The sequence below is a fragment of the Streptomyces sp. NPDC027962 genome, assembly GCF_055566095.1.
Genome location: NZ_JBVHTA010000020.1, coordinates 58,252 through 78,846, shown reverse-complemented (window position 1 = coordinate 78,846; position 20,595 = coordinate 58,252). Strand labels below are relative to the sequence as shown.

Sequence of the window (20,595 nt, the reverse complement as noted above, 5' to 3'; positions counted from 1 at the left end):
CATGGGTGCGGGCCACAGTCACAAGCTCTACCGGCACGGGCACTCGCCCGTCCACGAGCTGCCCGCGCACTGCAAGCTGCTCGCCGTCCTCGGCTTCGTGCTGGTCGTGGTGTCCACGCCGCGTGAGGCCGTCTGGGCCTTCGCCCTGTACGCGGTGCTGCTCTGCGCGGTCGCGGCGGTGGCCCGCGTTCCGGCGGGCTTCCTCCTGAAGCGGCTGCTGATCGAGATCCCGTTCGTGGCCTTCGCGCTGCTGATGCCCTTCGTGGTGCCCGGCGAGCGGACCGAGCTCCTCGGGGTTTCGCTGAGCGTCCCGGGCCTGTGGGGCGCGTGGAACATCCTGGCCAAGGGGACGCTCGGTGTCGCGGCGTCCGTGATCCTCGCCTCGACGACCGAGCTGCGCTCCGTCCTGAACGGCCTGCAGCGTCTGCGTCTGCCGCAGCTGCTGGTCCAGATCGCCTCGTTCATGATCCGGTACGGCGACGTCATCACCGACGAGATGCGCCGGATGTCGATCGCCCGGCGCTCCCGGGGCTTCGAGGCGCGCGGTGTGCGCCACTGGGGAGTTCTGGCCACGTCGGCCGGCGCCCTGTTCATCCGCTCCTACGAGCGCGGCGAGCGGGTCCACCTCGCGATGGTCAGCCGAGGCTACACCGGCACGATGCCGGTCCTCGACGAGGTGCGTGCGACGCGGGCCCAGTGGTCGTTCGCCGCCGCCCTGCCCGTGACCGCGCTCGCGGTCTGTCTGCTGGGATGGACGCTGTGACCCCGAACCAGGACCTGCCTCCCTCCCTCGACGTGCGCGGGCTCGCGTACGCCTACCCCGACGGACACCAGGCCCTGTTCGGCGTCGATCTGACGGTCGGGCGCGGCGAGCGGGTCGCCCTGCTCGGGCCCAACGGCGCGGGCAAGACCACGCTCGTCCTCCATCTCAACGGCATCCTGGCCGGCGGGGTCGGCTCGGTCGCCGTCGCCGGACTGCCCGTCGACAAGAAGAACCTGGCGGAGATCCGCCGGCGCGTCGGCATCGTCTTCCAGGACCCGGACGACCAGCTGTTCATGCCGACGGTCCGGGAGGACGTGGCCTTCGGCCCGGCGTCCGCGGGTCTGCGCGGCGCCGAACTGGAGGCGCGGGTCACGGCGGCCCTGACCCGGGTCGGCATGGCGGACTTCGCCGACCGGCCGCCGCACCACCTCTCCTTCGGACAGCGCCGGCGGGTGGCGGTCGCCACCGTGCTCGCGATGGAGCCGGAGATCCTGGTGCTCGACGAGCCCTCGTCCAACCTGGACCCGGCCTCGCGCCGCGAACTGGCCGACATCCTGCGCTCGTTGGACGTCACGGTCCTGATGGTGACGCACGACCTGCCGTACGCGCTGGAGCTGTGCCCGCGGTCGGTGGTCCTCAGCGACGGAGTGATCGCCGCGGACGGCGTCACGCAGGAGCTGCTGGGCGACGACGAGCTGATGCGCGCGCACCGCCTGGAGCTGCCCTTCGGCTTCGACCCGCGGTCGGTGACAATAGGCGCGTGAACATGCGGCGCGGGAACGAGGACCGGAGCGGGGCGGCGGCGTCACTGCTCCTCGACGACCAGCTGTGCTTCGCGCTGTACGCGGCCCAGCGGGCGGTCACGGCCGCCTACCGGCCGCTGCTCGCCGAGCTGGGCCTGACCTATCCGCAGTATCTGACGATGCTGGTGCTCTGGGAGCGCGGCGAGATCCCCGTCAAGGAGCTCGGCTCCGCGCTGCGGCTCGACTACGGCACGGTCTCGCCGCTGCTCAAGCGGCTGGAGGCGGCGGGCCTGGTGCGGCGGGAGCGTTCGGCTGCCGACGAGCGTTCGGTGCGGCTGGTGCTCACGCACGAGGGCGAGGCGATGCGCGAGCGAGCGGAGAAGGTGCCCGCCCAACTGCTGCTCAGCACCGGCCTGGAGGGTGCCGAGATCGCCCGGCTCCGCGCGGACCTGCACCGGCTGGCCGACACCGCGAACGGCGCTGCCCCGCCCCCGCAGTGACGAGCGCTACCCCGCAGTAACGAGGACCGGGCCCGCTCCGATACATTGTGCGCGATGTAAATCCATCGGCGCACGCACCTCGGGACGCAGCATGAGCGAACAGGTCGACACGGTCGACACCCGCCCGAAGAAGATCATGTACATGGCGGAGGCCACCGCCCACGGCGGTCGCGACGGCTATGTGACCAGTCATGACGGCCAGATCGAGCTCCGCCTCGCCATGCCGCCCGCGCTCGGCGGCGACGGCCGCGGCACCAACCCGGAGCAGCTCTTCGCAGCCGGCTACAGCTCCTGCTTCCACAACGCCCTCGTCCTCGTCGGGCGCCGCGCCGGACTGGACCTCACCGGCTCGACGGTCGCCGCCAAGGTCGGCATCGGCCCCAACGGGTCCGGGGGATACGGGCTCGCGGTCGCGCTCAACGTCTCGTTGCCGCTCGTCGACCAGGACCTCGCCACGCGGCTCGTGTCCGCCGCCCACCAGGTCTGCCCGTACTCGAACGCCACCCGCGACAACATCGACGTGTCCATCGTGCTGAGTTGAGCTGAGCCCGCCTGCCCCGGCCGCCCCGCGGTCCTGGCTGTCCGCACCACGTTGCACCATGGGGGGATGGACGGCAGCGAAGGAGCAGACGTGATGGACGTCCGGGGCACGGTGGCGGACGGTTTCGAAGCGGTCGAGGACGCCTTCGTACGCAACTTCGAGCAGCGCGGCGAGCGCGGTGCCGCCGTCGCCGTCTACCGGCACGGGCGCAAGGTCGTCGACCTGTGGGCCGGCACGCGCGACGTCGACGGGCGCGAGCCCTGGGCCGTCGACACCGCGCAGGTCGTGCGCTCGGCGACCAAGGGCGTCGCCGCCGCCGTCGTCCTCGTGCTCCACCAGCGTGGCCAGATCGACCTGGACGCACCGGTCGGCACCTACTGGCCCGAGTTCAAGGCGGCGGGCAAGGAGCGCGTACTCGTACGCCACCTGCTGTCGCACCGCGCGGGGCTGCCCGTGCTCGACCGTCCGCTCACCCCCGCGGAGGCCGAGGACGGTGCGAGCGGACCGGCCGCGCTGGCCGCGCAGGCACCGGCCTGGGGACCGGGCACCGCCCACGGCTACCACGCGCAGACCTACAGCTGGCTCCTCGGCGAACTGGTCCACCGGGTCACCGGACGCACCATCGGGCGCTGGGTCGCCGAGGAGATCGCCCGCCCGCTCGGCCTCGACCTGTGGATAGGGCTGCCCGGCGACGAGGCCCACCGCGTCGGCCGGCTCGGCCCGGTGGCGGAGCCGGAGACCGCGCAGGGCGGTGGCCTCAAGCTGCGGCCCAAGCGCCGTGTGGCCGAGGCCTACCGCGACCCCGAGTCGCTCACCCGCCGCGCCTTCGAGGCCATCGACCCTTCCCCTGCCTTGCGGCGGGGAGACCCCATGCCCGAGAACGACGCCGCCTACCGCGCCGCCGAACTGCCCGCCTCCAACGGCATATCCACCGCCCGTGCGCTCGCCCGCTTCTACGCCGCGACCATCGGCGAGGTCGACGGCGGCCCCCGGCTGTTCGCCCCGGCCACCCTCACCCTCGCCCGCACGGAGGAGTCCGCAGGACCGGACCGAGTCCTGATCGTCTCCACCCGCTTCGGACTCGGTTTCATGCTCCACGGCCCCGCGTCGCCGCTGCTGGGCCCCGGCTCGTTCGGCCACCCCGGACGCGGCGGCTCCCTCGGCTTCGCCGATCCCGAGTCGGGCGTCGCGTTCGGCTACACGACCAACGGCATGCGCAAGGGCGTCACCGCCGATCCACGCTCCCAGGCACTGATCAGAGCGGTACGTTCGGCGCTATGAGACGTTTCGAGGGCTACGGCGTACTGATCACGGGCGCCGCGCGCGGCATCGGCCGGGCGACGGCACGCAGGCTGGCGTCCGAGGGCGCGCGGGTCCTGGTGACGGACATCGACGCGGATGCCGCCGAGCGGACCGCGGCCACCATCGAGGACGCTGCCGCCTTCCGCTGCGATGTCGGTGACCGGGCGTCGGTCGAGGCTGCCGTCGCATACGCCGTGGAGCGCTTCGGCACCCTGGACGTCCTCGTGAACAACGCGTTCTCGTGCAGCCCGGACACTCCGCTCATCGAGGACCAGCCCGACGACGCCTGGAGCCGGGACCTGGACATCTCGCTGACGGGCGCGTTCCGCTGCGCCCGTGCGGCGATGCCGCATCTGGCCGCGCACGGCCGTGGCGCGATCGTCAACATCGGCTCGGTCAACGGCGAACAGGACTTCGGCAACCACGCCTACAGCGCGGCCAAGGCCGGTCTGGCGTCCCTCACCCGCACCCTGGCGGGCGACGCGGCGGCCCGCGGCGTCCGCGTCAACCAGGTCACGCCCGGCACGATCCGCACCCCGTCGTGGGACGGCAGACAGGACAGCCTCGAGGTCCTGAGCGGCGTCTATCCCCTCGGCCGCGTCGGCGAGCCCGAGGACGTCGCGGCGGCGGTCGCGTTCCTCGCCTCCCGTGACGCCTCCTGGGTCACGGGCACGACCCTGCGGGTGGACGGTGGGCTGCTCGCGGTGAACACGGCCTTTCAGCGGGTGCTGGCGGATGAGGCGGAGCAGGGCGTACTGGACGTGTGAGCCGTTGGCGCGCCCGCGTTCGGCCAACGACAGCGCCGCCTTCGGCCAAAGGCGCGCGCCCACCGTCGCGTTCGTATAACGACCGACGCACCTGTCACACCCGTCCCGTAGAGTGCCAGACGACCTGCGCCTTGAACGTGTTCAAGGCGTGCACTCTGGGGAGGGGGGCTGCAGTCATGCGCAGTGGAGCGAAGGTCGCCATCGTCGGCGGCGTGTTCGCCGTGGTCGCCGGTGGCGTCGGCTACGGAGGCTACAACCTGTACAACGGGCTGACCGGATCGGGCGGGGGCACGAACGCGAGCACCAAGTCCGAGTCAGGGCCCAGGAAGACCGGCCCGCCGAGCGCGGACGAGATCGAGGAGACCGCCAAGGACTTCCTCGCCGCCTGGGCCGAGGGCAGGGGCCTCGAAGCGGCCCAGCTGACCAACAACGCCGCCGAGGCGGAGCCGCTGCTGAGCGGATACGGCGAGCAGGCGCACGTCACCAAGGCCGAGATCAAGCCCGGCGCGGCGGTGGGCGCGAAGGTGCCGTTCACGGTCGAGGCGACGGTGTCGTACGAGGGGACCAGCAAGCCCTGGTCCTACGCCTCCGAGCTGACCGTGGTGCGCGGGCTGACGACCGGGAAGGCGCTGGTGGACTGGCAGCCTTCCGTCGTCCACCCGCAGCTCACCAAGGGCACGTCGCTGGTGACGGCGGAGGCCGCCGCCCCGCCGGTCAAAGCGGTCGACAAGGACGGCGTGGAGCTGACGGCGGAGAAATACCCCTCGCTCGGGCCCGTCCTCGGCACGCTGCGTGAGAAGTACGGTGACAAGTCCGGCGGCACCCCGGGCATCGAGCTGGCGATCACCTCGACCGACGCGAACGTCCCGGACAAGACCCTGCTCGCGCTCACCAAGGGCAAGGAGGGCACGCTCCAGACATATCTGGACGCGGGGGCCCAGGCGGCCGCCGAGAAGGCGGTGAAGAACTACAGCAAGGCCTCCGTGGTCGCGATCGAGCCCAGCACCGGCCGGATCAGAGCGGTGGCCAACAACCCGGTGACCGAGTTCAACACGGCGCTCCAGGGTGCCCAGGCGCCCGGCTCCACGATGAAGATCGTGACCACGGCGATGATGCTCGACAAGGGGCTGGTGAACGGGCCGAGCTCGCCCGTCGAGTGCCCGGCGACCGTCGTCTGGGAGCGCAAGTTCCACAACCTCAAGGACTTCTCGCTCGGCGGCACGACGCTTCAGCGGGCGTTCGCGCGCTCCTGCAACACCACCTTCATCAAGCCGGTCAAGCCGCTCGGCACAGGCGCGGGCGACGCCCTGGGCGACACCGCGCGGAAGTACTTCGGCATCGGCGAGGAGTGGCAGGCCGGGGTCGTCACCCGGGACGGCTCGGTGCCCGCCTCGACGGGGTCGGAGACCGCCGCCTCCTACATCGGCCAGGGCAGGATCCAGATGAACGCCCTCAACGTCGCCTCCATCGCCGCGACCGTGAAGGGCGGCGCCTTCCGCCAGCCGTTGATCGTGCCGCAGTCCCTGGACGGCCGCCAACTGGCCCGCGCCACACCGCTTCCCGGCTCGATGGCGGGCACCCTGCGCCAGTTGATGAGCGCCGCGGCGACGGGCGAGGGTACGGCTGCCCGCGCGATGGCCTCGGTCGGCGGGACCAAGGGCGCCAAGACCGGCTCCGCCGAGGTCGACGGGCAGGGCGACTCCAACAGCTGGTTCACCGGGTACGCCGACGACCTCGCCGCCGCGGCGGTCGTGGACTCCGGCGGCCACGGCGGCGACGCGGCCGGTCCGGTGGTGGCAGCGGTGCTGAACGCCCGCTGACGCCCAGAGAGGTTCCAGGGGGACGAAACGACGTCGCATGGCCCGTACAGCTACCGGCGTGCGGGCCATGAGCACTCACGACACCGCCGACACCCACCCCCGCTTCGCAGAGGCTCTGCACGAGCTCGGTCTCGACGTCCCGGTACGCCGCTTCCCGGACGCCACGCTCCCCCGTAGCCCCAAGGGCACGGGAGGTACCCCCATCGCCGCGCAGGCTGCCGCGGCGATCGGCTGCGACGTCGGCGAGATCGTCAAGTCGCTGATCTTCCGGGCGGACGGCATGCCGGTCCTGGTGCTCATGGACGGCGGTTCGCGGGTGGACGTCGAGCGGGTACGGCAGGAGCTCGGCGCCGAGTCGGTCGAGCGCGCCGATGCCGACCTGGTCCGGGAGACGACCGGATACGCGATCGGGGGCGTACCGCCCTTCGGCCACCGCGGATGCACTTGAGCTGATGCGTCACTGACAGCCAGCCGCCCTCGTAATCCAGCTGGTCTTCTGCGAGCCCGCACACCCCCCCTGCCGTAGAACGCACCCGCTGGCAACGTCCACGGTCGCGCGCAGATGCTCCGGGAGCTCCGCCCGTACGCCGAATACCTGCTTCGCTGTCCAGGGGACGACCCGCGAGCGGCTTGGCTTCGGTATCTGCACCGAGCGGGCCTTGCACGGGTGTTTCGGGATTAGGCCGTCGTCCATGGCAGCGCTGAACGCGGCGGACACGGTGCCGAAGATGATCCGGCGATGCGAGGCGGCCGGGACGTTGCTTTCCAGCTCCCTTATTGGGAGTTCGATCCCGGCACTGCACAGCGCGTCGGGAGCTTGGACGCAGGTTATTCCGCTGACGGGAGTAGGCCGACGATCGGCCTATCAGGAGGGATTGACTGCATCAACGATGAATCGCCGCACGGATGAGTGACGGCCAGCCAGCTTATTATTAGTCATACATTCTTGATGCGTATCGGTCGGTTCCGGCGACATCACCCAGATGAATCGCAACGGGGGTTGTGTGTCTGCTTAATATGCCGCCGACAGGCGAGGCGATTCCGTTCGACGAGGAACGTCGGACGTCACCACCCCCACAGGAGTTGGCTCCTCGATGACACTGAATATTCCCGATGCGCCGCATCGGCGCACAATGACGGCTTGGATCGCCGGGGTACTCACCCTGCTGGTCGCCTTTGCCGTAGTCGCAGTGACGCCTACACGGGCGAATGCAGCAACACCTGTAAATCTGGGTACCGCGGAAAGCTTCGCGGTACTGGCCGGCGCGGAGGTCACCAACACCGGGCCCTCAGTGGTCACTGGAGACGTCGGAGTGCATCCGGGGACGTCCATCTCCGGATTCCCGCCCGGTACGGTCGGGGGGACTTTGCACTCCGGGGACACTGTGGCCGAACAAGCCAAGACCGACCTGGTCGCGGCGTACAACGACGCTGCCGGACAGGCATCGAATGGCGCCCTTCCCCCGGATGCCGGTGGCTTGACGCTGGTTCCGGGCGTCTACACCGCCTCTTCCAGTCTCGGGCTCACTGGCACCCTCACCCTGGATGCCCAGGGCGACCCGAACGCAGTGTGGGTGTTTCAGGTCGGTTCGACGCTGACGACTGCGAGCAACAGCAGCGTGTCCCTCATTAACGGCGCATCGCCGTGCAATGTGTTCTGGCAGATCGGCAGCTCGGCCACACTCGGCACCGGCACCACCTTCGTGGGCACGATCATGGCCAAGGCAGCGATCACCGTAACGACGGAGGCGAGCATCGACGGCCGCGCGCTGGCCGAGGTTGAGGCCGTGACGCTGGACACCAACCGGATCACCAGGCCGGAGTGTGCGGGCACCACCACCACAACAACCACCGGTGACGCTGCGACCACCACGACGACGGGTGATGCTGCAACCGGTGACGCTGCGACCACCACGACGACGGGTGATGCTGCAACCGGTGACGCTGCGACCACCACGACGACGGGTGATGCTGCGACGGGTGATGCTGCGACGGGTGACGCTGCAACCGGTGACGCCGCGACCGGTGACGCTGCGACCACCACGACGACGGGTGATGCTGCGACGGGTGATGCCGCGACGGGTGATGCCGCGACGGGTGATGCCGCGACGGGTGATGCCGCGACCGGTGACGACGGCGGTTACCACGACGGCGGGTACCACGACGGCGGGTACCACGACGGCGGTTACCACGACGGCGGGTACCACGACGGCGGGTACCACGACGGCGGTTACCACGACGGCGGTTACCACGACGGCGGGTACCACTACGGCGGTTACGACTACGGCGGGTACTACTACGGCGGTTACGACTACGGCGATACGGCGAGAAGCCCGGAAATCCCGGCAGTGCGAGGGGAAGCGCAGGGTGCACAAATGCACGTTCAACGCTGAGCGAGTTGTTCCCCCGCCGATCGGCGCGATTAGTGGTTCGCGCGTGGGTCCTCTCGGCGGAGTGCGCGCACGGGTAGTCGACCCCACACGCGAGCGGGACGGATGGCGCGCGTCGGATCGTCGTCGATTCCGTCGCGCGCCACCCGCAGAAGCAGGAGAAGCAGGAGAAGCAGGTGCGAGCAGTCGGGATGGGAAGGGCCGGGTGGGGCCGTGCTGGGCGGCGTTGAGTCGACGAATGCGAAGGAATCGCGGCGGATCGACGCTGAGCCGGTAGCACAGGACGGTGGTGGGGGACTGCGTATGACTCGTGACACTTCAGGGCCCCCCCGCCTGCTGACTGCGGGAACGGGAGCCGCGGTGGCCCTCTGCCTTGCAGTGGCTCTGGCCCATGTGCTCCTGGTGTTTCTGCACGTGGCGCCTCCGAATGCCGTCTCGAAGGCGTACAGCCGACAGATCGACGCCTGGGTCCGGCCCGTGTTCGAGCAGAACTGGCGCCTCTTCGCCCCGAATCCGCAGTCGGTCAACCGGCAGATTTCTGCGAGGACCAAGCGGACAGCGCCGGATGGCACCACACGGGTGAGCGACTGGATCGATCTGACCGCCAGGGACAATTCCGCCGTCAAGCACAACGTCTTCCCGAGCCATACGGCACAGAACATGCTGCGCCAGGCTTGGAATTCCTACCTCAAGACGCACGGCGGCGACAACCAGCCGCGCTCCAACCGTGCTGTGATGATCGAGAAGTATCTGCGCAACATCGCAGCGGACCGTGTCGCCGACCAACGTGGCGGCACCTTCGACTCCATCCAACTGCGGGTCATCACGCAGCCCATTCCCGCGCCCCGCGCAGCGGGCGGTCTCCGGCCGGCCGCTGCGGCAACGGCGCGTGCTGAAACCCGGTTTCTGCCTTGGTGGAAGGTGTCCTCGCATGAAACGGACTGAGCAGGCACCGGTCGCAGCGCCCACAGCGCCCCCACGCAGCACCGAGCCGGCGGCCGTGCGGATGTCGCAGCGCGTACTCGACCGGGTCCATGCGTTCCTCGTCCTCCTGACCGAGCGGCCGGTCTCCTTGTACGCGGCGGCGATGCTGCGCATCGGGTACGGGCTGCTCTATCTCGTTTTTCTGCTTCGCGAGTTTCCACACCGCGACGAGATCTGGGGCCCCGGTTCACCATGGACGCCCGAGCTGGCCAGGCAGATGTTCGACCAGAGCGGGTGGGTCAGCGTCCTCACCCTGTCCGACAGCCGGGTGTACTTCGAGGTCTGCTATGCCGTGGCTCTCGTCACGTGTGCGCTATTCTTGTTGGGCTGGCGCACCCGGGCGATGTCCGTGCTGTTCGCGGTCGTGGTGGTGTCGTTCCACGCTAGGGCGATCTTCATGGCGGATGGCGGGGACAATCTCATGGTCCTCATGGCCGTCTACCTCGTCTTCACCGCGTGCGGCCGGCGTTGGTCCCTCGACGCGCGAAGGACCCGGCTCCAGGCGTCGGCGGGCAAGACGGCAGGCCGGCTCGGCGGCGGTCTCCGGCACCAGCTCGGTGACGCCCGCATCATCTTGATCACTGTGCTGCACAACTGCGGCATGTTCGTCATCGCCGCCCAGGTCTGCTTCCTCTACGGATGCGCGGGCCTGTACAAGGTGCAGGGCGTCAAGTGGGGCGATGGCACCGCCCTCCACTACGTCCTGAACATCGACCTGTTCCGGCCCTGGCCTGCGTTGTCCCAGATGATCGACGGCCATCACGTGCTGATTGCAGTCGTTGGCTATCTGACGGTGCTGGTGCAGGTCGCCTTTCCGTTTGTCCTGTTCGGCAGGCTCAAGTACCCCGTCCTGGTCCTGCTGCTGGGCATGCACGTGAATATTGCGGTGGTCATGGGACTGCCGATCTTCTCCGGCGCGATGATCGTCGCGGACGCCGTGTTTCTGCCGGACCGCTTCTATCGCTCCCTGGGGCGACTGCGGTGGTGCAACCTCCGGCCCACAGCTGTCACGGGAGCGGGAGCCTCACTCGGGCCGGTATCCGCCCTCGTACCACCGCAGCCGGACCGGCCGGCTGAGACCGACGCAGCGTTCCACCGCGCAGCGGTCGGAATTCCGCCCCCGGGAGTTGGGTGACGATCCCGTCGAGAGCGATACGCAGTGGCTGATGCAATCGCTCCCCGGTACCGGGCATGCCAGCACCGCCCGACGGCTCCCCCCCGGTTCGTCGCGGTATACCACAGCCGCGAGACCGGTTGGAGAATCGTCGCCGAAGGGCCCGCGCGAGAGCCCATGGAAGATGCCGTCAACGACATGATCGGAACGGTGCAGGGACGTGGGCAGGCTCCGCTGTTCGAAATCTGGGGGCCGTCGGGCGAGGGTGGCGAATGGCAGCACCTTGCCACGCTCGATCCCGGCCCCGGTGTGGCCGCGACAGCGCTGCCGGCAGAGCAACGGCAGCGCAGCGCCCATGAGGAGCGGCTCATTGACCGCCGTCATCAGGTACTGACTGCCGCTCCTGCCCGTGCAGGGCTCTCCGTCGCGCGGTCGGAAGATGCTGCTGCTGTGGCAAGCCTCGCTGAAGGGCTGAACGAGGACACGGTCCGGCGCCTGGCGCTTGTGGCTTTCGCAGGCCAATCGTTAGGGCGTCTGTGGGCCGTCAAAGGGCGACTCACGACAACCGGTTACCACCAACAACAACCAAGGCGGGCCCGACACCGAGAGGTGCCGGGCCCGCCTTGATCCCAGCTACACCCAGGTGTCCAGCCACATCCGGTTGCGCCATTCGTCCAGCGGGATCGGCGTGCCCGTGTAGATGGGCCAGAAGTAGATGAAGTTCCAGATGATCAGGAGCACCAGCACGCCCGCCCCGATGGCGCCGATCGCGCGGCGGCGTTCGTCGGAGCCCGGTGGGCCGAGGATCGCACCGATCATCATCGCGACCGCGAGACACAGGAACGGGACGAAGACGACCGCGTAGAAGAGGAAGATCGTCCGCTCCTGGTAGTGCAGCCACGGCACCCAGCCCGCCAGGATCGCGCACAGGATCGCACCGGCGCGCCAGTCGCGGCGGAACAGCCAGCGCCACGCGACGTAGCAGATGGCGAAGCAGGCGGCCCACCACAGGAGCGGCGTGCCGAGAGCCAGGACCTCGGCGGCGCACTTGTCGGCGGCGTCCTCCGGGCAGCCGGCGACGCCCGGCGCCGGGTCCTCGTAGTAGTACGAGACCGGGCGGCCCAGCACCAGCCAGCTCCAGGCGTTGGACTCGTAGGTGTGCCCGGAGGTCAGGTTGACGTGGAAGTCGTAGACCTGGTTCTCGTAGTGCCAGAGGCTGCGCCACCAGTCGGGGAAGAGCCAGCTCCAGTCGCTGTGCTTGCCGCCCCCGGAGGTGGCCCAGTCCCGGTAGTAGCCCTTGTCGGTGACGATCCAGCCGGTCCACGAGGCGATGTACGTGACGATCGCCACGGGGACGGTCGACATGAAGGCCGGCACCAGGTCCTTCTTCAGGACCGCGAGGTAGGGCCGCACCGCACCCGCCGTGCGCCGCGAGCCCACGTCCCACAGCACGCTCATCACGCAGAACGCGGCCATCACGAACAGCCCGTTCCACTTGGTGCCGGCCGCCAGCCCCAGCATCAGGCCGGCCGTCAGCCGCCACGGCCGCCAGCCGAGCCGCACCGTCTGCGCGACCCACGCGTCCGGCCGCAGTACCCCGTCGTCGTCCTCGGGGAGCGCCGCCGCGAGTCTGCGCCGTGACCAGTCGCGGTCGAGGACCAGCGCGCCGAACGCCGCCAGCACGAAGAACATCAGCACCAGGTCGAGCAGCGCCGTGCGGCTCATCACGAAGTGCAGGCCGTCCACCGCCAGCAGCAGGCCCGCGAGACAGCCGAGGAACGTCGAGCGGAACAGCCGGCGTCCGATGCGGCAGAGCATCAGCACCGACAGCGTGCCGAGTACGGCGACCATGAACCGCCAGCCGAAGGGCGAGAAGTCGATCATCTTCTCGCCGAGGCCGATGACCCACTTGCCGACCGGTGGATGCACCACGTAACCGGGGTCGGTGGGGACGGCGACGGCGGACGGGTCCTCGAGGATCGACTTGTCGACGTTCTTGGGCCAGCTGCCCTCGTACCCCTGGTTGACCAGGGCCCAGGCGTCCTTGGCGTAGTACGTCTCGTCGAATATCACCGCCTTCGGCTTGCCGAGGTTCCAGAACCGCAGCACCCCCGCGACCAGTGCGACCAGCAGCGGCCCGCCCCATGAGGCGATCTTCAGCAGCGGATCCACATCACCCCGGCGGATGCCGAACACGGGCCACAGCCGCTCCGACGGCCGCGTGTACGGCGGCACCAGGCGATCCCGCAAGCCGATCACGGGCCGGGGCGTGTAGCCGAAGCGGCGCAGCCGGTTCTCCCAACCCGGCGGCTGCTGTTCGGCGTCGTCCTTGCCCCGCAGGGGCTGTGGCGCGGTACTGGTCACCGCGCCATCGTAGGGAACACGGCTGTGCGATCGGTGCTCCCGGTGCTGGGAGGATGGCCACTGTGACTGGAACGCTGGTACTCGCAGGGACCCCCATCGGCGACGTGGCGGACGCGCCGCCCCGGCTCGCCGCCGAACTTCAGGGCGCCGACATCGTCGCCGCCGAGGACACGCGCCGGCTGCGCCGCCTCACCCAGGCGCTCGGTGTGCACACGAGCGGCCGGGTCGTCTCCTACTTCGAGGGCAACGAGGCCGCCCGGACACCGGAGCTGGTCGAGGCGCTGGCCGGCGGGGCGCGGGTGCTGCTGGTTACCGACGCGGGCATGCCGTCGGTCTCCGACCCCGGCTACCGGCTGGTCGCCGCCGCGGTGGAGAAGGACATCAAGGTCACGGCGGTGCCGGGACCGTCGGCCGTGCTGACCGCGCTCGCGCTGTCCGGCCTGCCCGTGGACCGGTTCTGCTTCGAGGGCTTCCTGCCGCGCAAGGCGGGGGAGCGGCTCGGCCGGCTCCGCGAGGTCGAGGGGGAGCGGCGCACCCTCGTCTACTTCGAGGCCCCGCACCGGCTCGACGACACGCTCGCCGCCATGGCCGAGGTCTTCGGCGCCGACCGCAGGGCGGCGGTGTGCCGCGAGCTGACCAAGACGTACGAGGAAGTGAAGCGCGGGGGCCTCGGGGAGCTGGCGGCCTGGGCGGCCGAGGGCGTGCGCGGCGAGATCACCGTCGTCGTGGAGGGCGCGCCGGAGCGCGGCGCCGAGGGGCTCGACGCGGACGAGCTGGTGCGCCGGGTGCGGGTGCGCGAGGAGGCGGGGGAGCGGCGCAAGGAGGCCATCGCCGCTGTTGCCGCGGAGGCGGGCCTTCCCAAACGGGAGGTGTTCGATGCCGTCGTGGCGGCAAAGAATGCGGCTCGACCGGCGTCGGGTGAGGGTAAAGGACTATCGTGAATAGGCAAAGCGCAGACCGTGTCCTGCCCCCTTCCGTATGGAAGGACCAAAGACTCGACAGGCGCTGATGCGCTCCCGCCGAAAAAGGCGTCCACTGGTTCGGTGGAGAGGAGCAGCCGGCATGAGTGAGACCACAGGCACCGCCAAGGTTCATGAGGCATATTCCTTCGCCTGCATGCGCTGCGGGCACGGGTGGGAGCAGTCCTACGAGATCGAACATCACGTCGACACGTCGGGTCAGGAATTCTTCGTCTACAAGACGGACGGTCGGCGTGTTCCGTCACCGCTGTCCAGTCCGGCATGCCTCAACTGCGGCGGACACGTCGTGCGGATCATGCGGGCGGGGCGAGTCTCCTCGGTGCAGAACATGATGGCGCAACTGGCAGGGGCGACAACGCCCTCCGGGGCGCCCGTCGCAGAGGGTGGGCCGGTGCCGGGCGAACGGCAGCAGCCCGACCGGGAGACGGCCGCGTCTCCTGCGCCGCCGGCCGCGGCAGACGCCCCGGGGAGTGAAGGCGACGCGGACGAACCGCGCCACTGGCACCTGTCCGACCTGCTGCACCCCTTCCAGCACCGCAAGTAGGTCACCACGGTCGAACCCAGGGGCGCGGGCCTCGGCGCGGGACTCGTAGGATCGCGCCCATGAGTTCGAAACCGCCGCCGCTGCCCGAACCGCTGGGTGTCGAGGTCGCCGACTCGCACACCCATCTGGACATGCAGGACGGCACCGTCGAGGAGGCCCTCGCCAGGGCCGCCGCGGTCGGTGTGACCAGCGTCGTCCAGGTCGGCTGCGACATCAAGGGCTCCCGGTGGGCCGCGGAGACGGCCGCCGCGCACCGGGAGGTGCACGCCGCGGTGGCCCTCCATCCGAACGAGGCCCCGCGGATCGTGCTCGGGGATCCCGAGGGCTGGTCGCGGCAGGGTGCGAGGGACGCGGGCGGGGACGCCGCCCTCGACGACGCCCTCGCGGAGATCGACCGGCTGGCCGCCCTCGACGAGGTCAAGGCCGTCGGCGAGACCGGTCTCGACTACTTCCGTACGGGCCCCGAGGGGATGGCGGCGCAGGAACGCTCTTTCCGGGCCCATATCGAGATCGCGAAACGGCACGGCAAGGCGCTCGTCATTCATGACCGTGAGGCGCATGCGGACGTGCTGCGGATTCTCGCCGAGGAAGGCGCACCGGAGCGCACGGTCTTCCACTGCTATTCCGGTGACGCGGCGATGGCGCAGGTGTGCGCGGCCGCGGGCTACTTCATGTCCTTCGCGGGAAACGTGACCTTCAAGAACGCGCAGCAGCTGCGTGACGCCCTCGCGGTGGCGCCCGCCGAGCTGGTGCTCGTCGAGACGGACGCGCCCTTTCTCACGCCGGCGCCGTACCGCGGACGGCCCAATGCGCCGTACCTGATTCCGGTGACGCTACGCGCGATGGCGGAGGTCAGAGGGGTGGATGAGGACACCATGGCGGCGGCAATCGCAGCCAATACCGCACGCGCGTTCGATTACTGACCGGATCGGGGCGACCCCTCCCTTCTGCCACCCAGAGTGTTCGAGTCGCTTTGGAGAGTGACGAATGCTCCGCTACTGTCCGATGCCACTTGGCTGACCGGACCTTACGGAGCGTCGTGAGCGTGGGTAATTCGCAGGGCAGTCACCGCGCGGCGCGCGGCGGGCATCGCGCGTCCACGCGACCGGCGCCGACCGTTCCCGACTGGGGCGCCCCGTCCGCGGCGCCCCAGTCGGGGTGGCCGCCGGTCGCTCCCGCTTACGGGGCTGCCGGCGAGCCCACGGTGGCGGACGCCCGGCTCGCGCCTGCGTACGCCCCGACCCTGCCGTACGTGGACCTGGGCGCGGACGCCGGCCGGGCGGGGGCGCAGCACCAACGGCAGGCCGTGGCCCAGGCGCCCACCGTGCCGTACGTGGACCTGCGCGCCACCGGCCTGAGCCGGCCGCCGCTGCCCAGGCAGGCTCCCGGCGCAGACACGGCCGCGGACACCCGCGCGGGCGCGGGCGGGCGGGGGCAGCGGCGGCGGGCCGCTCGGCGGCGGAAGGCCGCCGAGCGACCCGAGACGCTGCGGCGACTCGTGCCGCAGGCCCTCGTCGTCGCGTTCCTCGCCGGCGGGACGTCCGCCTTCGTCGCCTCCGACAAGGCGGTGCGCCTCACCGTCGACGGCGTACCGAGGACGATGCACACCTTCGCCGACGACGTACGCGAACTCCTCGACGACGAAGGGCTCGACATCGGTGCGCGCGATGTCGTCGCCCCCGGCCCGGACGCGGCCGTCGACAGCGGTGACGAGATCGTCGTCCGCCACGGCAGGCCGCTGACGCTCACCCTCGACGGCTGCCGCGACCGCGTCTGGACGACGGCCCGCACCGTCGAGGAAGCCCTGCGGGGCCTCGGGGTCCGTGCCGAGGGCGCGTATCTGTCCGTTCCGCGCTCCACCCCGATCCCCCGCACCGGGCTGGTCCTGGACGTGTGGACGGAGCGGGCCGTGACCTTCATGGCCGACGGCCGCGAGCGCACCCTCCGCACCAACGCCGCCACGGTGCACGAGGCGCTCGGCGAGGCGGGGATCGTGCTGCGCGGCGACGACACCACCTCCGTGCCGCCCACCGGCATTCCGCGCGACGGCCAGACCATCACCGTCATGCGGATCAGCCGCGGCAGGGAAGTGCGCGAGGAGCCGATCGACTTCTCCGTGGAGAAGACCAGGGACGCGACGCTCTTCGCGGGCACCGAGGTGGTCGTACGGCAGGGAGCCCCCGGTGTGCGCCGGGTCGTCTACGCGCAGCGAACGGTCAACGGCGTCCGCCAGAAGCCGCGGTGGATCTCCGAGGAAGTGCTGCGCGAGCCCGTCACCGAGCGGGTGCGGGTGGGCACCCGGCAACCGCCGTCCTCGGTGCGCGGCGCCGACGGCCTCGACTGGGCCGCCCTCGCCCACTGCGAGTCCGGCGGGCGGCCCGGCGCCGTCGACCCATCGGGGAACTACGGCGGGCTCTACCAGTTCGACACCGGCACCTGGCGTGCGCTCGGCGGCACCGGACGCCCGCAGGACGCCCCCGCCGAGGAACAGACGTACCGGGCGAAGAAGCTCTATGTGCAGCGGGGGGCGAGTCCGTGGCCGCACTGCGGCCGTAGGCTGTATCGGTGAGCACCACTGATCCCGACGCACTCCTCGGCCCCGCCGACATCCGCGAGCTGGCCGCCGCGCTGGGCGTACGGCCCACCAAGCAGCGCGGCCAGAACTTCGTCATCGACGCCAACACGGTCCGCAGGATCGTCCGCACCGCAGAGGTGAAGCCGGACGACGTCGTCGTCGAGATCGGCCCCGGCCTCGGGTCGCTGACCCTCGGACTGCTCGAGGCGGCGGACGGTGTCGTCGCCGTCGAGATCGACGACGTGCTCGCCGCGGCCCTGCCCGCGACGGTCGCGGCCCGGCTGCCCGAGCGGGCCGCACGCTTCTCCCTGGTGCACTCCGACGCGATGCATGTGCAGGAACTGCCCGGACCGCCGCCGACCGCGCTCGTGGCGAACCTGCCGTACAACGTCGCCGTGCCCGTGCTGCTGCACATGCTCGACCGCTTCCCCACCATCGAGCGGACCCTCGTCATGGTCCAGGCCGAGGTCGCCGACCGGCTGGCGGCGAAGCCCGGCAACAAGGTGTACGGCGTCCCGTCCGTGAAGGCCAACTGGTACACCGAGGTCAAGCGGGCCGGCGCTATCGGCCGCAACGTCTTCTGGCCCGCGCCGAACGTGGACTCGGGGCTCGTGTCCCTGGTCCGGCGGGCGGAGCCGGTCGCGACGACGGCCTCCAAGGCGGAGGTCTTCGCGGTCGTCGACGCGGCCTTCGCACAGCGGCGCAAGACCCTGCGCGCGGCGCTCGCCGGATGGGCCGGGTCGCCGGCCGCGGCGGAGGAGGCGCTGGTCGCCGCAGGTGTGTCGCCGCAGGCGCGGGGCGAGTCGCTGACGGTGGAGGAGTTCGCACGGATCGCGGAGGCGAAGAAGTGAGTGCTGGGGAGGGCCGGGAGGTCGCGCGCGAGAGCGTGACCGTACGGGTGCCGGCGAAGGTGAATGTGCAGCTGGCGGTCGGCGGGGCGCGCCCCGACGGCTTCCACGACCTCGCCAACGTCTTCCTCGCGGTGGGGCTGTACGACGAGGTGACGGTGCGCCCCGCGCCGTCGCTGACGATCACCTGCTCCGGGCCGGACGCCGGACAGGTTCCCCTGGACCGTACGAACCTGGCCGCGCGAGCCGCCGAGCTGCTGGCGGCACGGCACGGCATCTCGCCCGACGTGCACATCCACATCGCCAAGGACATCCCGGTCGCCGGCGGCATGGCGGGCGGCAGCGCGGACGGCGCGGGCGCGCTGCTGGCGTGCGACACGCTGTGGGGCCTTCGCTCCCCGCGGGCCGAACTGCTCTCCCTCTGCGCCGAGTTGGGCAGCGATGTGCCGTTCAGTCTGGTGGGCGGGGCGGCGCTGGGCACGGGACGCGGCGAGCAACTGGACGAGTTGGCGGTCGGCGGGAGCTTCCACTGGGTGTTCGCGGTGGCGGACGGCGGGCTCTCGACCCCCGCGGTGTACGGGGAGTTCGACCGGTTGAACGAGGGCGTGCGCGTCCCGGAACCGGTGGCCTCCGCCCCGCTGCTGGAAGCGCTGCGCACGGGTGACGTCCTGGCGCTGGCCGACGCGCTGTCGAACGACCTCCAGCCTGCGGCCCTGTCCCTGCGCCCCTCGCTCGCGGACACGCTGTCCGTGGGTGTCGCGGCCGGGGCGCTCGCCTCCCTCGTCTCGGGCTCGGGCCCGACGACGGCGTTCCTGACGAAGGACGAGGAGTCGGCGCGGGCGGTCTCGGCGGCGCTGACCGCCTCGGGCACGTGCCGCACGGCGCGGGTCGCGCCGGCGCCGGCGGCGGGCGCGACGGTGGTTGCCGACTGAGCACGGCCGCCGGCGGTGGGTCGCGGGGCTGAGCACGGCCGCCGCGTACTCACCGCAGAGTTGAGTACGAACGCTCTCCCGCCCGGCCCGGTCGCGCGGGAGCGTACCCGCATGGGAACAAGCGCTCGTGAGCTCGCCGACCTCACACCCGATACCCGGGACCGGTACATCGATCTGTTGCGGGTCGTCTCGCTCGGGACCGTCGTCGCCGGGCACTGGCTGATGGCCGCCGTCACCGACGACGGCGTCGGGAACCTGCTCGCCGTCGTGCCCGAGCTGCAACTGCTCACCTGGGCGCTGCAGATCATGCCCGTGTTCTTCTTCGTCGGCGGGTTCTCGCACGCCCTCTCGTACCGTTCGCTGCGACGCAGGCACCCGGACCGGTCCGTGTACTCCGTGTTCCTGCGCGGCCGGCTGCAGCGGCTGCTGCGGCCCACCATCGCCTTCGTACTCGTATGGGGCGCGGCCGCGCTCGTGGTGCAGCTGCTCGGCGGGGGCGGCGGGATGACCGGCGTCGCCTTGCGGCTCGTCGCCCAGCCCCTGTGGTTCATCGGGATCTATCTCGCCATGGTCGCGTTCACGCCGCCGCTGCTGAAGCTGCACGAGCGCTACGGCTGGGCCGCCTTCGGCGCGCTTGCCGGCGCGGCCGTCGCGGTGGACGTGCTGCGCTTCGCCGTCGGCGTTCCCTTTGTGGAGTTCCTGAACTTCGCCTTCGTCTGGCTCGCCGTCCACCAGCTCGGTTTCCTGCGCGCCGACGGACGCATCCGGATGCCCGCCGTCCTCGCGGCCGCCGGTCTCGCCGCCGCCGCCGCGCTCGTCGCCCTCGGGCCGTATCCGCTGTCCATGGTCGGCATGCCCGGCCAGAAGGTCTCGAACATGGCCCCGCCGACCCTCGCCCTGCTGTGCCACGGGCTGTGGCTGGTCGGCGCCGTGGAGCTGCTCAAGGGGCGGGGCGCGGACCTGGTGAGTCGTCCGCGCGTCTGGCGGGGAGTCGTGGCCGCCAACGGGATCGCCATGACCGCGTTCCTGTGGCATCTGACGGCCATGCTCGGGGTCTACGGGGCCATGACCGCGACCGGTGCCGCCCTGCCGGAGCCCGCGACAGGCATCTGGTGGGCACAGACGCCGCTGCGTGTCGTCGCCGCGGCGGGGCTCACCGCACTGCTCGTCGCCGTCTTCCGCAGGTTCGAGCGGCCGGCGCTCCCCGCGGCCGCGCCCGTGCCGGGCACCGGGCCGATCGCCGCCGCCGGGATCACACTCTGCCTGTCCGGCATCCTCGGCCTGTCCATGGTCGGCTTTGGCGGGCTGCTCGAAGGCAGGACGGCGACGCTGATCGCCGTGCAGGTCAGCGCCCCCGCCGCGGTGGCCATGGCACTGGGCGGCTGGCTGCTGGTGGAACGGGCGGGCCGGGGCAGTCGTACCTGACAA

19 protein-coding genes and 1 pseudogene are annotated in these 20,595 nt (G+C 70.9%); 19 read left to right on the top strand and 1 reads right to left on the bottom strand.

From position 1 onward, the window contains the following. Position 1: 1 nt before the first annotated feature. The 12 genes and pseudogenes from cbiQ to ACZ4SA_RS20050 all read left to right on the top strand — a co-directional run bounded on the left by cbiQ (position 2) and on the right by ACZ4SA_RS20050 (position 11,551). Entirely contained in the window at positions 2-763 is a 762-nt protein-coding gene (cbiQ, locus tag ACZ4SA_RS20105; protein WP_468276214.1) for a cobalt ECF transporter T component CbiQ, read from the top strand. Next, positions 751-1,527 carry an energy-coupling factor ABC transporter ATP-binding protein gene (locus ACZ4SA_RS20100; protein WP_468276212.1) on the top strand — a complete coding sequence of 259 codons (777 nt, stop codon included), beginning with the start codon at positions 751-753 and terminating at the stop codon, positions 1,525-1,527. The genes cbiQ and ACZ4SA_RS20100 overlap by 13 nt, the downstream gene beginning before the upstream one ends. A 2-nt stretch (positions 1,528-1,529) precedes the next feature. Further along, a complete protein-coding gene (locus ACZ4SA_RS20095; RefSeq protein ID WP_468276347.1) occupies positions 1,530-2,006 on the top strand; it encodes a MarR family winged helix-turn-helix transcriptional regulator in 477 nt (158 codons plus the stop codon). Positions 2,007-2,097: 91 nt separating this feature from the next. Next, entirely contained in the window at positions 2,098-2,547 is a 450-nt protein-coding gene (locus ACZ4SA_RS20090; RefSeq protein WP_468276209.1) for an organic hydroperoxide resistance protein, read from the top strand. Positions 2,548-2,640: 93 nt separating this feature from the next. After that, the gene (locus ACZ4SA_RS20085; protein ID WP_468276345.1) at positions 2,641-3,828 is read left to right on the top strand and encodes a serine hydrolase domain-containing protein; all 1,188 of its coding nucleotides are present in this window, start codon (positions 2,641-2,643) and stop codon (positions 3,826-3,828) included. Continuing rightward, entirely contained in the window at positions 3,825-4,616 is a 792-nt protein-coding gene (locus ACZ4SA_RS20080) for an SDR family NAD(P)-dependent oxidoreductase (protein WP_468276207.1), read from the top strand. The genes ACZ4SA_RS20085 and ACZ4SA_RS20080 overlap by 4 nt, the downstream gene beginning before the upstream one ends. Before the next feature lie 176 nt (positions 4,617-4,792). Next, positions 4,793-6,436, top strand: a complete 1,644-nt coding sequence (locus ACZ4SA_RS20075; RefSeq protein ID WP_468276204.1) for a penicillin-binding transpeptidase domain-containing protein — start codon at positions 4,793-4,795, stop codon at positions 6,434-6,436. Positions 6,437-6,503: 67 nt separating this feature from the next. Further along, positions 6,504-6,869: pseudogene (locus tag ACZ4SA_RS20070) on the top strand (YbaK/EbsC family protein); the annotation flags it as partial. A gap of 661 nt (positions 6,870-7,530) precedes the next feature. Further along, positions 7,531-8,829 carry an ice-binding family protein gene (locus ACZ4SA_RS20065; protein WP_468276201.1) on the top strand — a complete coding sequence of 433 codons (1,299 nt, stop codon included), beginning with the start codon at positions 7,531-7,533 and terminating at the stop codon, positions 8,827-8,829. A 357-nt stretch (positions 8,830-9,186) separates the two neighbouring features. After that, positions 9,187-9,771 (top strand): DUF5819 family protein, encoded by a 585-nt coding sequence (locus tag ACZ4SA_RS20060; protein WP_468276198.1) that lies wholly within the window; start codon positions 9,187-9,189, stop codon positions 9,769-9,771. Positions 9,772-9,832: 61 nt separating this feature from the next. Then, a complete protein-coding gene (locus ACZ4SA_RS20055) occupies positions 9,833-10,945 on the top strand; it encodes an HTTM domain-containing protein (protein ID WP_468276343.1) in 1,113 nt (370 codons plus the stop codon). Positions 10,946-11,101: 156 nt separating this feature from the next. Beyond that, entirely contained in the window at positions 11,102-11,551 is a 450-nt protein-coding gene (locus ACZ4SA_RS20050; protein WP_468276195.1) for a hypothetical protein, read from the top strand. Between the two features lie 6 nt (positions 11,552-11,557). Here the strand turns inward: ACZ4SA_RS20050 and ACZ4SA_RS20045 are convergent, their stop codons facing one another. Further along, on the bottom strand, positions 11,558-13,288 hold the full coding sequence (locus ACZ4SA_RS20045) for a dolichyl-phosphate-mannose--protein mannosyltransferase (protein ID WP_468276192.1): 1,731 nt from the start codon (positions 13,286-13,288) through the stop codon (positions 11,558-11,560). A 53-nt stretch (positions 13,289-13,341) separates the two neighbouring features. Between ACZ4SA_RS20045 and rsmI the strand changes: the two genes are divergently transcribed. From rsmI to ACZ4SA_RS20010, 7 genes are all read left to right on the top strand, one after another. After that, on the top strand, positions 13,342-14,229 hold the full coding sequence (rsmI, locus tag ACZ4SA_RS20040; RefSeq protein WP_468276190.1) for a 16S rRNA (cytidine(1402)-2'-O)-methyltransferase: 888 nt from the start codon (positions 13,342-13,344) through the stop codon (positions 14,227-14,229). A 121-nt stretch (positions 14,230-14,350) separates the two neighbouring features. Next, complete coding sequence (locus tag ACZ4SA_RS20035; protein WP_468276188.1) at positions 14,351-14,812, top strand: hypothetical protein; 462 nt, start codon at positions 14,351-14,353, stop codon at positions 14,810-14,812. A 59-nt stretch (positions 14,813-14,871) separates the two neighbouring features. After that, positions 14,872-15,735: a TatD family hydrolase gene (locus ACZ4SA_RS20030; RefSeq protein WP_468276186.1), complete on the top strand. Its 864-nt coding sequence runs from the start codon at positions 14,872-14,874 to the stop codon at positions 15,733-15,735. Between the two features lie 401 nt (positions 15,736-16,136). Then, positions 16,137-17,381: a ubiquitin-like domain-containing protein gene (locus ACZ4SA_RS20025; protein ID WP_468276341.1), complete on the top strand. Its 1,245-nt coding sequence runs from the start codon at positions 16,137-16,139 to the stop codon at positions 17,379-17,381. Next, positions 17,378-18,238 (top strand): 16S rRNA (adenine(1518)-N(6)/adenine(1519)-N(6))-dimethyltransferase RsmA, encoded by an 861-nt coding sequence (rsmA, locus tag ACZ4SA_RS20020; RefSeq protein ID WP_468276183.1) that lies wholly within the window; start codon positions 17,378-17,380, stop codon positions 18,236-18,238. The genes ACZ4SA_RS20025 and rsmA overlap by 4 nt, the downstream gene beginning before the upstream one ends. Further along, on the top strand, positions 18,235-19,167 hold the full coding sequence (locus ACZ4SA_RS20015) for a 4-(cytidine 5'-diphospho)-2-C-methyl-D-erythritol kinase (protein WP_468276180.1): 933 nt from the start codon (positions 18,235-18,237) through the stop codon (positions 19,165-19,167). The genes rsmA and ACZ4SA_RS20015 overlap by 4 nt, the downstream gene beginning before the upstream one ends. 111 nt (positions 19,168-19,278) lie before the next feature. Next, the gene (locus ACZ4SA_RS20010; RefSeq protein ID WP_468276177.1) at positions 19,279-20,592 is read left to right on the top strand and encodes an acyltransferase family protein; all 1,314 of its coding nucleotides are present in this window, start codon (positions 19,279-19,281) and stop codon (positions 20,590-20,592) included. The last annotated feature ends 3 nt before the right edge of the window (positions 20,593-20,595 follow it).

What these genes read in the sequence shown, in the direction of transcription:
- ACZ4SA_RS20065 (WP_468276201.1), top strand. Translation starts at nt 7,531, where the DNA reads ATGACACTGAATATTCCCGATGCGCCGCATCGGCGCACAATGACGGCT.
- ACZ4SA_RS20075 (WP_468276204.1), top strand. Translation starts at nt 4,793, where the DNA reads ATGCGCAGTGGAGCGAAGGTCGCCATCGTCGGCGGCGTGTTCGCCGTG.
- rsmI (WP_468276190.1), top strand. Translation starts at nt 13,342, where the DNA reads ATGGCCACTGTGACTGGAACGCTGGTACTCGCAGGGACCCCCATCGGC.
- ACZ4SA_RS20055 (WP_468276343.1), top strand. Translation starts at nt 9,833, where the DNA reads ATGTCGCAGCGCGTACTCGACCGGGTCCATGCGTTCCTCGTCCTCCTG.
- cbiQ (WP_468276214.1), top strand. Translation starts at nt 2, where the DNA reads ATGGGTGCGGGCCACAGTCACAAGCTCTACCGGCACGGGCACTCGCCC.
- ACZ4SA_RS20030 (WP_468276186.1), top strand. Translation starts at nt 14,872, where the DNA reads ATGAGTTCGAAACCGCCGCCGCTGCCCGAACCGCTGGGTGTCGAGGTC.
- ACZ4SA_RS20010 (WP_468276177.1), top strand. Translation starts at nt 19,279, where the DNA reads ATGGGAACAAGCGCTCGTGAGCTCGCCGACCTCACACCCGATACCCGG.
- ACZ4SA_RS20090 (WP_468276209.1), top strand. Translation starts at nt 2,098, where the DNA reads ATGAGCGAACAGGTCGACACGGTCGACACCCGCCCGAAGAAGATCATG.
- ACZ4SA_RS20035 (WP_468276188.1), top strand. Translation starts at nt 14,351, where the DNA reads ATGAGTGAGACCACAGGCACCGCCAAGGTTCATGAGGCATATTCCTTC.
- ACZ4SA_RS20080 (WP_468276207.1), top strand. Translation starts at nt 3,825, where the DNA reads ATGAGACGTTTCGAGGGCTACGGCGTACTGATCACGGGCGCCGCGCGC.
- ACZ4SA_RS20095 (WP_468276347.1), top strand. Translation starts at nt 1,530, where the DNA reads ATGCGGCGCGGGAACGAGGACCGGAGCGGGGCGGCGGCGTCACTGCTC.
- ACZ4SA_RS20050 (WP_468276195.1), top strand. Translation starts at nt 11,102, where the DNA reads ATGGAAGATGCCGTCAACGACATGATCGGAACGGTGCAGGGACGTGGG.
- ACZ4SA_RS20100 (WP_468276212.1), top strand. Translation starts at nt 751, where the DNA reads ATGGACGCTGTGACCCCGAACCAGGACCTGCCTCCCTCCCTCGACGTG.
- ACZ4SA_RS20085 (WP_468276345.1), top strand. Translation starts at nt 2,641, where the DNA reads ATGGACGTCCGGGGCACGGTGGCGGACGGTTTCGAAGCGGTCGAGGAC.